Origin of the sequence: Micromonospora sp. URMC 106 (genome assembly GCF_051386395.1) — a bacterium.
Lineage (GTDB): Bacteria > Actinomycetota > Actinomycetes > Mycobacteriales > Micromonosporaceae > Micromonospora.
Genome location: NZ_JBPQTP010000015.1, coordinates 13,583 through 28,212, shown reverse-complemented (window position 1 = coordinate 28,212; position 14,630 = coordinate 13,583). Strand labels below are relative to the sequence as shown.

The window sequence follows — 14,630 nt, the reverse complement described above, 5'->3', positions numbered from 1 at the left end:
GACACGCCGGTCAGGACGCACATCCTCCCGAGGGCGAATGTGTGAGCGTGGCCCATGTCACATCATCGACACATCGACGTAACGTCGCGGCAATTCGCGGGTGACCCAGTTCACAGCCCGTCCCCCAGGAGGCCCCCGTGCGTCGCTCCCCGTCCCTGCTCACCCGGCTGACCGGCGCGGTCGCCGGGTTGGTCCTCGCCGTCGCCGCCGCGGTGGTGACCCTCGCCGCCCCCGCCCAGGCCGCCACCCTCACCCAGGTCACCGGCTTCGGCTCGAATCCCGGCAACCTCGCCATGTACGCGTATCGGCCGGACAACCTGCCGGCCGGAGCCCCGGCGGTCGTGCTGCTGCACGGCTGCACCCAGAACGCCTCCGGCTACTTCGCCAACTCCGGCTGGCGCAAGTACGCCGACCAGTGGCGGTTCGCCCTGATCGTGCCGCAGCAGTCCAGCGCCAACCAGCAGCTGAGCTGCTTCAACTGGTTCGTCGAGCAGGACATCACCCGCGGCTCCGGCGAGGCCCTGTCGATCAAGCAGATGGTCGACTACGCCAGGACCAACTACGGCACCGACCCGGGCCGGGTCTTCGTCAGCGGGCTCTCCGCCGGCGGAGGGATGAGCGCGGTCATGCTCGCCACCTACCCGGACGTCTTCGCCGCCGGCTCGGTCGTCGCCGGCCTGCCGTACCGCTGCTCGCCGCCCGCCTCGACCAGCACCTGCCAGTACAGCGGGGTGAACAAGAGCCCGCAGGAGTGGGGCGACCTGGTCCGGGCCGCCCACCCCGGACACGCCGGCCCGCGCCCCCGGGTCGCCATCTGGCACGGCACCTCGGACTCCACCGTCGTACCGGCCAACGCCACCGAGCTGCGCGACCAGTGGACCAACGTCCGGGGCGTCTCGCAGACCCCGACCAGCACCGCGTCGCTGCCCGCCAACACCAGCCTCGAGGTGTACGGCAATAACGACGTGCGGGTCTACCGGGTCTCCGGCATGGGCCACGGCACCCCGGTCGACCCCGGCTCGGCCGCCGACCAGTGCGGCACGGCCGCGGCGTACATGCTGGACACCATCTGCTCCGCGTACCACGACGCGGTCTTCTTCGGCCTGAACGGCGGGACCACCCCGACCCCGACGGCGACCGCGAGCCCCACGGCCTCCCCGACGGCGAGCCCGACCACCGCGCCGACCTGCGTGACCGCCAGCAACTACGCGCACGTCGGCGCCGGGCGCGCCCACCAGTCCGGCGGCTACGCCTACGCCAACGGCTCGAACCAGCGGATGGGCCTCTACAACACCTTCTACACCAGCACCCTGAGGCAGACCGGCCCGAACTACTGGGTCGTCGGCTGCTGACCCCGCCCCCACGGCGAGGGCCCCTCCCGACGGGAGAGGCCCTCGCGTCATTGCGTCAGCGCGGCGCGCAGCGCCCCGGCCAGGTCGGGGTGGCGGAAGGTGAAGCCGGCCCCGGTGAGCACGCCGGGAAGCACCCGGGTGCTCGTCAACGCCTCGTGGGCGAAGCCGCCGAGCGCCACCTTCAACGCCAGCGCCGGGACCGGGACGATCGCCGGCCGGCGTAGCTGCCGGGCCAGCTCGCGGGTGAACTCGGCGTTGGTCACCGGGGCCGGCCCCACCCCGTTGACCGGCCCGACGACGTCGTCGCGGGCCAGCAGGAACAGCGCGGCGTCCAGCCAGTCGACGAGCGCGATCCACGGCAGCCACTGCCGGCCGCTGCCGAGCCGGCCGGCGATCCCCAGCCGGAACGGCAGCAGCTGCGGCTTGAGCAGCCCACCGTCGCGGTGCAGCGGCAGCCCCGTACGCAGCCGCACCACGCGGACGCCCGCGTCCTCGGCCGGCCGGGTCGCGGCCTCCCAGACCCGGCAGACGTCGGCCAGGAAACCGTCGCCGGCCGGGGCGTCCTCCTCGACCGTCCGGTCGCCGGTGTTGCCGTACCAGCCGACGGCCGAGGAGTTGAGCAGCACCCGCGGCCGGTCGCCGGCGGGCAGCCCGGCGATGGTGATCGCCAGCGTGGTGGTGGTGTCGACCCGGCTGGACCGGATCAGCTGCCGGTACCGGTCGTTCCACCGCCGGTCGCCGACGCCCGCGCCGGCCAGGTTGACCACCGCGTCCGCCTCCGCCACCGCCGCCGGGTCGAGCTGGGCGGCGGACGGGTTCCACTGCCGCTCCTCGGGGGTGCGCGGCGGCCGGCGGACCAGTCGGGTGACCTGGTGCCCGTCCGCCGCGAGTCGGTCGACCAGCCGGGTGCCGAGGAAGCCGGACGCGCCGGCCAGGAGGATCCGCATGCCCATATCTTCGGATACGGATCCCGGGCCGGATGCGTTCGGGCGGTTACCCGTTCGCCGCGGCCGGCGTCGGGCGCAGGTCGGCCAGGAGGCGTTCGACCTCCGCGAAGGCGTCCTCGGGGAGCGGGCCGAGGGCGAGGGTGGCGAAGTTCTCCTCGGCCTGGGCCACCGTCCGGCAGCCGGGAATCGGCAGCGTGCGGGGGCTGCGGGCCAGCAGCCAGCCGAGCGCGCCCTGGGCGAGGGTGCGGCCGTCGGCGGTGAGCGCGGCCCGGATCCCCTCGACGCGGGCCGCCCACTCCGGCGTCGGCCGGCCGTCGGTGAACCAGACCAGCCACTCCGGGGCCATTCCGCGCACGTCGTCCCGGCCGACCACGCGCGTCGAGCCGGTGAGCAGGCCCATCGCCAGCGGCCCCCGGTTGAGGGCGGCCAGGTCGGCCGCGTCGCAGAGTGCCAGCATCTCGGCGTTGTCCAGCAGCACCGACTGGTCGTGCTGGATCGCGGCGCAGTGCGGCCCGGCCGCCGCGAACGCCCGCGCCGACGCCGGGTTGTCGGTGCTCCACCCGTACGCCCGGATCTTGCCCCGGGTGACCAGGTCCTCCAGCGTGCCGACCAGGTCGAGCGCGGCGGGCGCCGGCAGGTCGTTGATGTGCAGTTGGTAGAGGTCGACGTGATCGGTGCCGAGCCGGCGCAGCGACTCGTCCAGGCTCGCCACCGCGTAGCCGGGGCTGGGATCGGTGCCGGTCCACCGCCGGGTCGACTCGTCGGAGCGGTTGCCGAACTTGGTGGCGATCACCGCCCGGTCGCGGCGGCCGGCGAGGGCCCTGCCGAGGACCCGCTCGCTGTGCCCGGCGCCGTAGTTGCTGGCCGTGTCGAAGAGGGTCACGCCGAGGTCGAGCGCGGCGTGGATGGTGCGGACCGACTCGTCGTCGTCGACCTCGCCCCAGCCGAACGGCTGGCCGTCCTCGCCCCAGAGTGGGCCGCCGATCGCCCAGCAGCCCATGCCGAGCGCGCTGACCTCGATACCGCTGCGACCCAGTGTCCGTGTCATCGTCATGCCCACAGCGTTCAACCTGGAGTGCGCTCCAGGTCAAGTACGCTGCCCGGATGACCGGGTACGCGCCCTCCGAGGCCGCGCGGCGCAGCGGCTTCAGCCTCGACACCCTGCGCTACTACGAGAAGATCGGCCTGCTCAACGGGGTCGGTCGCACGTCGGGTGGGCGGCGGGTCTTCACCGACGACGACCTCAGCTGGCTGGTGCTGTTCCGCTGCCTGCGCGACACCGGCATGCCGATCGCCGAGATGTGCCGCTACGCCGAGCTGGCCCGCGAGGGCGAGCACACCACCGGCGAGCGGAAGGCGCTGCTGGAGCAGCACGCGGAGCGGGTCGAGGAGCAGATGCGCCTGCTCCAACGCCAGTACGACCACCTTCGCGAGAAGATCCGCTTCTACGAGCGGATCCCCGAGGCGCGCTGACCCGGCCGACCGGCGAGCCACCCCGCCGCCAGCGGGGCCGAGCCGCCTCGCGCGGTCAGGTCCTGGTCAGCGTCCGGCGGAGGAACCGCCTGGTCGGGGGCGGTGGTGGCGAGGATGTCGGCGAGCGCGGACCGCGCGTCCCGGAGCGCGGAGATCTTGCCGTCCAGGCTGTCGAGCTGTTCGCGCAGCGTCGGCGCCGCACAGTGCTCCAGCTCCGGGCCCGGGCCCTCGACGCAGGGCAGCACCTCCCGGATGACGCTGGTGGGCAGGCCTGCGGCGAGCAGCGCCCTGATGTGGCGGACGGTCGTCACGGCGTCCTCGGCATACCGTCGGTGACCGCCTGCGGCGCGGTGCGAGGCGAGCAGCCCCTGCTCCTCGTAGTAGCGCAGCAGCCGCGGGTTGACGCCGGTCTCGCGCGCCAGATCCCCGATCCTCATCGTCGTGTGATCCCCCTCATGGACGCTTGAAACTCACACCGATGGCAGATTCTACGGTGCGGACATGACCTCTTTCGTAGTTCACCGCAACGGCCGGGAGGCGACCGCCGAGGAGCTGGCGCCGCTCGCCTTCGCCGGCTATGCCCACTTCACCGCCATGCAGGTGCGCGGCGGCCGGGTCCGAGGGCTCGACCTTCATCTGGAGCGGCTGCGGTACGCCTCCATCGAGTTGTTCGGTCGGGCGCTGCCCGACGAGCGGGTGCGCTCCTTCCTCCGGGCGGCGCTCGCGGACGGTCCGGCCGACCTCTCGCTGGTCGCCACGGTCTATTCGTCGGCGGGTGAGTTCACCGCCGACGAGGGCGACGCGGAGCCGGAGGTGCTGGTGCGCACCGGTCCGGCCGCGTCGGGACCGCAGGGCCCGTTGGCGCTCGCGACGGTCGAGTACGAGCGGGTCCTTCCGGCCGTGAAGCACGTCGGCGAGGTGGCCAAGACGTACTTCCTCCGCCGGGCCGTCGGGGAGGGCTTCGACGACGCTGCCTTCGTCGACCGTGAGGGGCGGCTCAGCGAGGCCTCCATCTGGAACCTGGCCTTCTGGGACGGCACCGCGGTGGTGTGGCCCGAGGCCGAGATGCTGGGTGGAACGACGATGGGCATCGTCCGTCGCCAGTTGGCCCGCCTCGGAGTATCCCAGCGCGTCCGGGAGGTCACGCTCGCCGACCTGCCGTCGATGGCCGGGGGCGTGGTCATGAACTCGTGGACGCCGGGTGTGGCGCTGCGCCGGGTCGGCTCCGTGCCCCTGCCGGAGGCGCCGGGCTTCGTGGAGTTGCTCCACCGCGCCTACCAGGCCGAGCCGCTCACCGCACCGTGAAGCCGGTCCGGCCGCACCCTGCCGGCCGGTCGGGGCACCGGCCGGCGTGGAGCGGGCGGGCCGGCGGGCAGACCCGGCACCGGGAAGGACCGCTCAGCCGGCGTCGGCCAGTCGGGCCAGCACCGGCGTGAGCGGGTCCAGCGCGTCGGCGCGGACGACGAACCGGGTGACGCCCCAGCGACGACGGTGCGCGGCGACCGCCGCGACGATCTCGTCCTCGGTGCCGGCCAGCACGAACGGCGTGGCCAGCAGCTCGGCGGCGGTCAGGCCGGTCTGCTCGGCGAACCGGGCGACGGCCGCCTCGGCGTCGTCGGTGACGGCGACCAGCTGCACGAGCGCCTCCAGCACCGGCGGCTCGGCGCGCCCGGCCGCCCCGGCCGCGACGCGGGCCAGCTGCGCCTCGATGTCCGCCTCGCGCCAGCGCACGTCGTGCATGTAGCCGTCGGGCAGGGTGCGCCCCAGGCCGGCCAGCCCGACCACGTCGGCGTGCGCGCCGGCCCAGCGCAGCATCGCGGAGTTCGCCGTGCCGAGCGTCAACGGGATGCGCCGCCGCACCGGGCGCGGCGTGTCCAACCGGGCGGCCCGCACGGCCAGGTCGGGGCTGTCGACCGTGACCTCCTCCCCGTCGAGCAGGGCGCGGACGGCCTCGGCGACGGCGAGGCAGCGGCGCACCCGACCGGCGACGTCCGGGCGTTCCCGCCCGACCGCCTGCCACTCGGCGGGGGTGTGGCCGGCGCCGAGGCCGAGCCGCGCCCGGCCGCCGGAGAGCAGGTCGAGGGTGGCCACGTCCGAGGCGAGCAGCATCGGCTCGCGGATGCCGGCGTTGGAGACGTACGAGCCCAGGCCGATCCTCGACGTCACCGCCGCCGCGGCGGCCAGGGCGACGAATGGCGACGTCGTCCTGCCCGGGTGGTCGGCGGTGAAGAGGGCGTCGAAACCGACCGCCTCGGCGCGCCGGGCCAGGTCCAGCCAGCTCGGGCCGTCGGACGGGGTCGCCTGGAGGGAGAAGATCGCCATGCGCCCACCCTGCCGGGCGCGGGGCCGCCCGGCCAGCCCGACGCCGGCAATTCTGCTACCGGCAGACCCACCCGGCCGGCGGTGGCGGGACGGAACCTCGAGGAGCCCTTCGGTGGTGCCGGCGGTCAGCGCGTTGAGCGCGTCGACCAGCTTCTTCTCGTGGACGAGGTGCGATGCCGAAGGCCCGCTGGTGCTCGTCCGGGGGGCGTCACGTCGACGGCTCGTCGGCGGTGGTTTCGCGCCAGCGGCCACGCCAGGCGGCCTCGCGCGCCTCGTGACTGGTCCGCTCCTCGAAGACCGCCTCGCGCAGGGCGCGCCGGGCGTCCGCCATGACCACCACCTCGACCGCCACCAGCCCGACGCAGATGGCGGTGAGCAGGGCGAGCGCGGCCAGCCCCGGCAGCCGCTGACCCACCGGGACCGCGGCGGCGAGCAGCAGCACGGCGCCGAGCCGGGTCCACGACAGGGTGTGCAGCGTGCGCAGCTGGAACAGCATGTTCGCGCACAGGTAGCAGATGACCCCGCCGAAGAGCAGCGGCACGCCCGGGCCGTCCACCGGCTGGGCGATCGGCACCGCCGGGTCGGCGACCTCGTGCACGATCAGCTCCGCGCCGAGGGCGAACAGGATGATCCCGGCGATCATCGGCAGGTAGACGTAGGCGTACGCGTCCCGGGCCATCGCCACCCGCGGGCGCCCCTCCGCCACGTGCAGGGCGATCCTGGCGGCCGGTCCGATCACGTCGTAGTGCGTCCACCAGAGGGCGGCCGTGAAGAAGATGCCGAGCACCGCCGCGGTGACCGCCGGCCAGGTCGGCGGCTGGCCGAGCAGGTTGCTGCCGACGCCGACCGAGATGACCGACTCGCCCAACGCGATGATCAGGATGAGGTCGTAGCGCTCGGTCCAGTGCTCGGCGGAGGCCACCGTCCAGCCCCAGGCGCCGGCGACCAGGCCCATGCCGTACTGGAGGACGATGACGCTGACCCAGAGCCCGTCACGCACGATCGCGGCCCGGCCCGGGTCGTCGATCTGCGGCGGGATCAGCGCGGCGGCCGTGAGCAGCAGGGTGCTGCACGCCAGCTCCGGGGAGTACTTCAGCAGCAGCCGGCGCTCGCCGGGTTTCTCCCGGGCGACGTGCCAGTACAGCAGCAGGTGCACGGCGCGGATCGTCACGTAGCTCAGCGCGACCACCATCGGCCCGGCCGCCACGTCCGCCAGGTCGCCGAACGCCTGGGGGAGGGACAGCGCGAAGCAGAACAGCGCGGCCATGCCGACGACCATCAGCGCCGGGACGAATCCCTCGCCGAGCCGGACGCGGGTGGCCACCACGCAGTGCACCACCCACACCCACCAGAGCACGGCGAGCACGAGCATGGCGTGCAGCAGTTGCCGACCGGTGACGTTGGCGGCGGTGGCCCTGGTGATGATGAAGAACGAGAAGACGAAGACCAGGTCGAAGAAGACCTCGAACCGGTCCACCCGGGCGCCGGGGGCGATCGGGACGGCGGGGCCCAACCGTTCGCCCCACCGGAAGCCGCCCACCCACCCACTCTGGCAGCGTCCGGGCCACACCGGGCCGGAATCGGGCCACGGCGGCCCGTCGGCGGGGTGGCCGGCGCCGGCCGTGTTCGGCCGGGGCGGGCAGGGACCGCAGGCACCCGGCCGGGGCACGGGTCAGCTCGACGACGAGGGCGCCCCCGTCACCGACCGGGGCGCCCTCTCGCGTCGTGCGGGAACTACAGGCCCAGCTCGGCCTCGAAGTTGCCGGCCTCCAGCCGCTCCTTGACCGCGACCAGGAAGCGGGCGGCGTCCGCGCCGTCGATCAGCCGGTGGTCGTACGACAGGGCCAGGTAGACCATCGACCGGACGGCGACGACCTCACCCAGCTCGGGGTCGTTGACCACGACCGGGCGCTTGACCACGGCACCCGTGCCGAGCATCGCCGACTGCGGCGACGGCACGATCGGGGTGTCGAAGAGCGCGCCCCGGCTGCCGGTGTTGGTCAGCGTGAAGGTCGCGCCCGCGATCTCGTCCGGGCTGATCTTGTTGGTGCGGGTGCGCTCGGCCAGGTCGGCGATCCGCTTGGCGATGCCACCCAGGTTCAGGTCGCCCGCGCCGTGGATGACCGGGACCATCAGGCCGCGCTCGGTGTCCACCGCGATGCCGAGGTGCTCGGCGTCGGGGTAGGTGATCGTGCCCGCCTCCAGGTCCATGCTGGCGTTGACGATCGGGTAGGTCTGCAACGCCTCGACGGCCGCGAGGGCGAAGAACGGCAGGAACGACAGCTTCACGCCGTGCCGCTGCTGGAACGCGTCCTTGGCGCGGGCCCGCAGCTTGGTGATCTTGGTGACGTCCACCTCGACCACGGTGGTCAGCTGCGCCATCTCGTGCAGCGACTGCTGCATCCGCTTGGCGATGGTGGCGCGGATGCGGGGCAGCTTCTCGGTGGTGCCGCGCTTCGCGCTCGGCTGCGGCTTGGCGGCCGGCTTCGCCGCCGGGGCCGCGGCGGCGGCGGGCTGCTGCGCGGGAGCCGGCGCGGCCTTGGCCGCCTTGGCCTTCTCCGCCGCCTCCAGCACGTCCTGCTTGCGGATCCGGCCACCGACGCCGGTGCCCTTGACCGAGGCGAGGTCGACACCGTGCTCGCTGGCGAGCTTGCGCACCAGCGGGGTTACGTAGCCGGCCGCCTCCTCGCCGCCGCCCTGGGCGGGCGCCGACGGGCGCTGCGGCGTGGGGGCCGACGGCACGGCCTTCTGCTCGGCCTGCGCCGGCTGCGCCGACACCTCGGCCTCGGCCGACGGCTCGTTGTACGACATGCCCGGGGTCGGCTCCTCGACCTTCGGTTCCGGCTTGGCCTCGGCCTTCGGCTCGGGCTTCGGTTCCGGCTTGGCCTCGGCCTTGGGCTCCGGCTTCGGCTTGGCCTCGGCGGGGGCGGCGCCGGCGGCACCGATCACGGCCAGGTCCGCGCCGACGGCGGCGGTCTCGTCCTCGGCGACCTTGATCTCCAGGACGGTGCCGGCGACCGGCGACGGGATCTCGGTGTCGACCTTGTCGGTCGAGACCTCCAGCAGCGGCTCGTCGACCTCGACGGTCTCGCCGACCTGCTTGAGCCAGCGGGTGACCGTGCCCTCGGTGACGCTCTCGCCGAGGGCCGGCATCTTGACCGGGGTGCCCTCGCCCGACGGTGCCGGGGCGGCCTGCGCCTGCGGCTCCTCGACGGCCGGCTGCTCCGCCTCGGCCTGCGGCTCCGCGGCGGCCTCGGCGGCCTCCTCGGCCGGCTCCTCCTGCTGCGGGGCGGCCTCGCCGCCACCGGTCGACTCGCCCTCACCGGCGATCACGGCCAGCTCGCTGCCGACCTCGGCGGTCTCGTCCTCGCCGACCACGATCCGGCTCAGCACGCCCGCCGCCGGGGACGGGATCTCGGTGTCGACCTTGTCGGTCGACACCTCGAGCAGGGGCTCGTCGACCTCGACGGTGTCGCCCTCCTGCTTGAGCCAGCGCGTGACGGTGCCCTCGGTGACGCTCTCGCCGAGCCGGGGCATGGTGACCGATACCGGCATCTTCTAAGACTCCTTCATTCCCCTGGTGGGATCATCGCCCGTCGCCGGACGCCGCGGTTGTCGTGGTCAGGCGTGTGCGTGCAGCGGCTTGCCGGCGAGGGCCAGGTGCGCCTCGCCCAGGGCCTCGTTCTGCGTCGGGTGGGCGTGCACGAGCTGCGCCACCTCGGCCGGGTACGCCTCCCAGTTGTAGATGAGCTGCGCCTCGCCGACCATCTCGCCGACCCGGGCGCCGACCATGTGCACGCCGACGACGGGGCCGTCCTCCACCCGGACGAGCTTGACGAAGCCGGCCGTCTTGAGGATCTGGCTCTTGCCGTTGCCGCCCAGGTTGTAGTTGTAGGTCTTCACCTTGTCGGCGCCGTACTGCTCCTTGGCCTTCGCCTCGGTCAGGCCGACCGACGCCAGCTCCGGGTCGGAGTAGGTGACCCGGGGGATGCCGGCCTCGTCGATCACGGCCGGGTTTTGGCCGGCGATCTCCTCGGCGACGAAGATGCCCTGCTGGAAGCCGCGGTGGGCGAGCTGGAGGCCGGGCACGATGTCGCCGACCGCGTAGACGTTGGGCACGCTGGTGCGCAGCCGCTCGTCGGTCAGCACGTAACCGCGGTCCATCTTGACGCCCTGCTCCTCGTAGCCGAGGCCGGCGGTGTTGGGGCCGCGGCCGACGGCGACCAGCAGCAGCTCCGCCTCGACGGTCTCGCCGCCGGCGATGGTCACCTTGACGCCGCTGTCGGTCTTCTCGACCTTCTCGAACGGCTTGCCGACCTTGAAGTTGATCTTCCGCTTGCGGAAGGCCCGCTCCAGCGCCTTCGACGACTCCTCGTCCTCGGCGGCGACCAGCCGGGGGAGCGCCTCGATGATCGTGACGTCGACCCCGAAGGACTTCCACACGCTGGCGAACTCGACGCCGATCACGCCGCCGCCGAGCACGATGGCCGAGGACGGGACCCGGTCGAGGGTGAGCGCGTGGTCGCTCGTGATGACCCGCTCGCCGTCGATCTCCAGGCCGGGCAGGCTCTTGGCGTACGAGCCGGAGGCCAGCACGACGTTGCGGCCGGTGTAGCGCTTGCCGTCGACCTCGACGACGTTCCTGCCGACCAGCTTGCCGTGGCCCTCGACGATGGTGATCGCCTTGTTGCCCTTGAGCATGCCCTGCAGGCCCTTGTAGAGCCGGGCGATCACGCCGTCCTTGTACGAGTTGACCGCCGCCATGTCGATGCCGACCAGCTCGGCCTTCACGCCGAACTGCTCCGACTCGCGGGTCTGGTCGGCGATCTCGGCGGCGTGCAGCAGCGCCTTGGTCGGGATGCAGCCGTTGTGCAGGCAGGTCCCGCCGAGCTTGCCCTTCTCGACCAGCGCGACCGTCAGGCCCAGCTGGACGGCGCGCAGGGCGGTCGCGTAACCGCCGCTGCCACCTCCGAGGATGACGATGTCGAAGGTTGCGTCGTTCGGCTCGCTCACGCTCAACTCCCAGGTCGCGTCGCTGCATCGGGGGTCACGGCGGGGTCACGGGACACACCCCACCTCGGTCATCTTGTCACCACCGGGCACAGGGCGCGTAGTGAGGTGCCCAACGACACGTCCGTGACACGTACGCTTGGCACTGCCTTCGATGACGAAGCTTGGGGGAGAGGGTCGGTGGGACTGTTCCGACGACGCAAGAAGACGCGCGCGGTGAGCCTCGACCGCGCCGCCGACCGCGCCGATCTGGATCACCTGGAGAACTTCGTCCGGAGCCGGCGCGGCGTCGAGGCCTACATCGAGCCCCGCACGACCGTGACCGAGACCACCGTCATGCTGATCGCCGACGACGGGGAGTGGACCCGCCGCCGCATCGACGGCCCGGACGGCGCCCGCCGCTTCGCGTACCGGATGGGCATTCCCGTCTACGACGTCCGCCTGATGGGCTACCCGCAGCGGATGCGGGACTACAACGAACGCCGCAAGCGCCGCCCCGAGCTCTTCTGACCGCCCGCCCGGCGCCGCCGCACCCCGGGCGCCGCACCGCGGGCCGCGCGGATCTTGGGCGCGGGGGCGCGGGTGGACGCGGCGAGGCCCCCTGCCGCGGCGGCGGCAGGGGGCCTCGTCCGTGGTCGGGTCAGCCGTTGGCGGCGACGTCCTCGACGAGCTGGACCAGCGTGCGGACCGGGACGCCGGTGCCGCCCTTGGTCCAGTAGCCGGTCGGCTCGCCCGAGTGGTAGCCCGGGCCGGCGATGTCGATGTGCGCCCACGCCACGTCGTCGGTGACGAACTCCCGCAGGAACACCCCGCCCTGGAGCATGTGACCGGCCCGGTCCATGCCGGCGTTGACCTGCGAGATGTCGGCCACCTCGGAGTCCATGCCCTTGCGCACGTCGTCCGGCAGCGGCATCGGCCAGGCCGGCTCGCCGACGGCGTCGCCGGCGGCCCGGACCCGCTCGCACAGCTCGGGGGTGCCCATCACGCCGGCGACCCGCTTGCCCAGCGCGACGACCTGCCCGCCGGTGAGGGTGGAGGTCTCGAAGAGGTAGTCGCAGCCGTCCTCGCAGGCCCGCGCCATGGCGTCGGCCAGGATCATCCGGCCCTCGGCGTCGGTGTTGAGCACCTCGACCTTCTTGCCGTCGTACATGCTGATCACGTCACCCGGCCGGTACGACCGCCCGGACGGCATGTTCTCCGCCATCGGCAGGTACGCGGTCACCGCCACCGACGGCTTGAGCGCCGCGATCGCCAGCATCGCCGCGCCCACGGCGGCGGCGCCCGCCATGTCGGACTTCATCTCCCACATGCCCTGCGCCGGCTTGATCGAGATGCCGCCGGTGTCGAAGGTGATGCCCTTGCCGACCAGCGCGACCCGCTTGCCGTTGCCGCCGCCGGCCGGGGTGTAGCTCAGCTTCACCAGGCGCGGCGGGGCCTCCGAGCCCTGCCCGACGGCGATGATGCCGCCGTAGCCGCCGGCCGCCAGCGCCGCCTCGTCGAGCACCTCGACCTCCAGGCCGGCCTCCCGGGCGGCGTCCGCCACCGACTCGGCGAAGGACGGCGGGCGCAGCTCGTTCGGGGCGGTGTTCACCCAGTCCCGGCTGCGCCGGACCGCGCCGCCGACCGCCTCGGCCCGGGCGATCTCGGCCCGGGCGCCGGCGTCACCGGCGTCCGGGACGGCGACCAGCACCTCGGCCACCGGCTCCCGCCGGGCCGGCTGCGGCCGGGTCTTGTAGCCGGCGAACCGGTACCCGCCGAGCAGGGCGCCCTCCGCCACGGCGCGCAGCGCGGCCGGCGCGTCGGCGTCGTCCGGCAGCGGCAGGGCCAGCGCCACCCGGGGCGCGCCGGCGAGCGCGCGGACGGCCGCGCCGGCGGCCCGGCGCAGGGTCTCCGGGGCCGGGGCGGCGCCGGTCGGCTCCGGACCCAGCCCGACCGCGGCGACCACCGGGGCGGTCACCGTGCCCAGCGTGGCCAGCTTGATCACCTCGCCGGGGCCGCCGGTCGCGCCCAGCAGGGCCAGCGTCTCGGTCAGCTTGCCGTCGAAGGCGGCGGCGATGCTCTCCGCGCCGCTGGCCAGGAGCAGGGTCCCGGCGAGGCCGTTGGTGGCGTCCTGCTCTCCGGTCTGGCTGTGCACGCCGATCACGATCGCGTCGACGGCGAGCTCGGCGGGGTCGGTGTCGACCAGGCTCAGGGTGGTGCTGGGCGATGTCACTGAAGCTACTCCGGGCGGGCCGGGCCGGCCGCGTCGTCGCGTACCGGCGATGAAGGTCTCCGGCGGAACGTACCCGTCGGAGGTCGGGGCTGTCCCGCCGACAGCTCCGGCGGGTCCCGCCGATGCTAACCAGCCCTCCAGGCCCCGGTAAGTTCCCACCCATGACCGACGCGACTCCCGACGCCGCCGCGACCCGGCTGCGCCGTTCCCCCCTGCACGAGCGGCACACCGCTGCGGGCGCCAAGTTCGCCCCGTTCGGCGGCTGGGAGATGCCGCTGGAGTACGCCGGCGGCGGCGTGCTCAAGGAACACACCGCGGTGCGGAGCGGCGTCGGCGTCTTCGACGTCTCCCACCTCGGCAAGGCGCGGGTGACCGGGCCGGGCGCGGCGGAGTTCGTCAACGCCTGCCTCAGCAACGACCTGCGCCGCATCGGGCCGGGCCGGGCGCAGTACACCCTCTGCTGCGACGAGGCCACCGGCGGCGTGGTGGACGACATCATCGCCTACCTGCACGCCGACGACCACGTCTTCCTCATCCCGAACGCGGCGAACACCGCCGAGGTGGTGCGCCGGCTCCGCACCGCCGCGCCGGCGTCCGTCACGGTCACCGACGAGCACGAGGCGTACGCCGTCCTCGCCGTGCAGGGGCCGCGTTCGGCCGAGCTGCTCGGCGCGCTGGGCCTGCCGACCGAGCACGGCTACATGAGCTTCTCCACCGCGATCCTCGACACGGCCGCCGGCCCGGTCGAGCTGACCGTCTGCCGCACCGGCTACACCGGGGAGCTGGGCTTCGAACTGGTGACGCCGGCGGAGCACGCGGTCGCGGTCTGGGACGCGCTGTTCGCCGCCGGCGAGCCCTTCGAGCTGCGTGCCTGCGGGCTGGCCGCCCGGGACACGCTGCGCACCGAGATGGGCTACCCGCTGCACGGGCAGGACCTGTCGCTGGAGATCACCCCCGTGCAGGCCCGCTCCGGCTGGGCGGTCGGCTGGGACAAGGCGGCCTTCTGGGGCCGCGACGCGCTGCTCGCCGAGAAGGCCGCCGGCCCGAGGCGTACGCTGCGCGGCCTGGAGGCCGTCGACCGGGCGATCCCCCGCCCCGGCATGACCGTGCACGTCGGCGACACGCCGGTCGGCGCCGTCACCAGCGGCACGTTCTCCCCGACGCGGAAGCAGGGCATCGCCCTCGCCCTCCTCGACACCGCCGCCGGCCTCGCCGACGGCGACCTGGTCGAGGTCGACATCCGCGGCCGCCGCGCCCAGATGCGCGTCACCCGCCCGCCGTTCGTGACCCCCTCGGTGAAGTGACGCCGGGGCG

At 73.9% G+C, this 14,630-nt stretch carries 13 protein-coding genes; 5 read left to right on the top strand and 8 right to left on the bottom strand.

Annotated elements, in window-relative coordinates:
• The first annotated feature begins 137 nt into the window (after nt 1-137).
• The gene (locus tag ACSNOB_RS07605) at nt 138-1,352 is read left to right on the top strand and encodes an extracellular catalytic domain type 1 short-chain-length polyhydroxyalkanoate depolymerase (RefSeq protein ID WP_436685878.1); all 1,215 of its coding nucleotides are present in this window, start codon (nt 138-140) and stop codon (nt 1,350-1,352) included.
• 47 nt (nt 1,353-1,399) lie between these two features.
• On the opposite strand, the gene ACSNOB_RS07600 is transcribed toward ACSNOB_RS07605, so the two are convergent.
• Together ACSNOB_RS07600 and ACSNOB_RS07595 are read right to left on the bottom strand one after the other, a co-directional pair.
• Nucleotides 1,400-2,299 carry a TIGR01777 family oxidoreductase gene (locus ACSNOB_RS07600; RefSeq protein ID WP_436685877.1) on the bottom strand — a complete coding sequence of 300 codons (900 nt, stop codon included), beginning with the start codon at nt 2,297-2,299 and terminating at the stop codon, nt 1,400-1,402.
• Nucleotides 2,300-2,345: 46 nt separating this feature from the next.
• Nucleotides 2,346-3,353 carry an aldo/keto reductase gene (locus ACSNOB_RS07595; protein ID WP_436685876.1) on the bottom strand — a complete coding sequence of 336 codons (1,008 nt, stop codon included), beginning with the start codon at nt 3,351-3,353 and terminating at the stop codon, nt 2,346-2,348.
• Nucleotides 3,354-3,403: 50 nt separating this feature from the next.
• On the opposite strand from ACSNOB_RS07595, the gene ACSNOB_RS07590 reads away from it, so the two are divergent.
• Nucleotides 3,404-3,772, top strand: a complete 369-nt coding sequence (locus ACSNOB_RS07590; RefSeq protein ID WP_436685875.1) for a MerR family transcriptional regulator — start codon at nt 3,404-3,406, stop codon at nt 3,770-3,772.
• Here ACSNOB_RS07590 and ACSNOB_RS07585 read toward each other — a convergent pair.
• Nucleotides 3,745-4,209: a MerR family transcriptional regulator gene (locus ACSNOB_RS07585; RefSeq protein ID WP_436685874.1), complete on the bottom strand. Its 465-nt coding sequence runs from the start codon at nt 4,207-4,209 to the stop codon at nt 3,745-3,747. The genes ACSNOB_RS07590 and ACSNOB_RS07585 overlap by 28 nt on opposite strands.
• Nucleotides 4,210-4,273: 64 nt before the next feature.
• Between ACSNOB_RS07585 and ACSNOB_RS07580 the strand changes: the two genes are divergently transcribed.
• The gene (locus ACSNOB_RS07580; RefSeq protein WP_436685873.1) at nt 4,274-5,077 is read left to right on the top strand and encodes an aminotransferase class IV family protein; all 804 of its coding nucleotides are present in this window, start codon (nt 4,274-4,276) and stop codon (nt 5,075-5,077) included.
• A 93-nt stretch (nt 5,078-5,170) separates the two neighbouring features.
• Here ACSNOB_RS07580 and ACSNOB_RS07575 read toward each other — a convergent pair whose 3' ends face one another.
• From ACSNOB_RS07575 to lpdA, 4 genes are all read right to left on the bottom strand, one after another.
• A complete protein-coding gene (locus tag ACSNOB_RS07575) occupies nt 5,171-6,094 on the bottom strand; it encodes an LLM class flavin-dependent oxidoreductase (RefSeq protein WP_436685872.1) in 924 nt (307 codons plus the stop codon).
• A gap of 208 nt (nt 6,095-6,302) precedes the next feature.
• On the bottom strand, nt 6,303-7,634 hold the full coding sequence (locus ACSNOB_RS07570; RefSeq protein WP_436685871.1) for a low temperature requirement protein A: 1,332 nt from the start codon (nt 7,632-7,634) through the stop codon (nt 6,303-6,305).
• A 194-nt stretch (nt 7,635-7,828) separates the two neighbouring features.
• Nucleotides 7,829-9,649, bottom strand: a complete 1,821-nt coding sequence (gene sucB / locus ACSNOB_RS07565) for a 2-oxoglutarate dehydrogenase, E2 component, dihydrolipoamide succinyltransferase (RefSeq protein ID WP_436685870.1) — start codon at nt 9,647-9,649, stop codon at nt 7,829-7,831.
• Between the two features lie 66 nt (nt 9,650-9,715).
• On the bottom strand, nt 9,716-11,107 hold the full coding sequence (gene lpdA, locus ACSNOB_RS07560; protein WP_436685869.1) for a dihydrolipoyl dehydrogenase: 1,392 nt from the start codon (nt 11,105-11,107) through the stop codon (nt 9,716-9,718).
• A 177-nt stretch (nt 11,108-11,284) separates the two neighbouring features.
• On the opposite strand from lpdA, the gene ACSNOB_RS07555 reads away from it, so the two are divergent.
• Nucleotides 11,285-11,614, top strand: coding sequence for a hypothetical protein (locus ACSNOB_RS07555; protein ID WP_436685868.1), 330 nt, complete (start codon nt 11,285-11,287; stop codon nt 11,612-11,614).
• A gap of 130 nt (nt 11,615-11,744) precedes the next feature.
• Here ACSNOB_RS07555 and ACSNOB_RS07550 read toward each other — a convergent pair whose 3' ends face one another.
• Entirely contained in the window at nt 11,745-13,316 is a 1,572-nt protein-coding gene (locus ACSNOB_RS07550; protein ID WP_436685867.1) for a leucyl aminopeptidase, read from the bottom strand.
• A 161-nt stretch (nt 13,317-13,477) separates the two neighbouring features.
• On the opposite strand from ACSNOB_RS07550, the gene gcvT reads away from it, so the two are divergent.
• On the top strand, nt 13,478-14,620 hold the full coding sequence (gcvT, locus tag ACSNOB_RS07545; protein ID WP_436685866.1) for a glycine cleavage system aminomethyltransferase GcvT: 1,143 nt from the start codon (nt 13,478-13,480) through the stop codon (nt 14,618-14,620).
• The last annotated feature ends 10 nt before the right edge of the window (nt 14,621-14,630 follow it).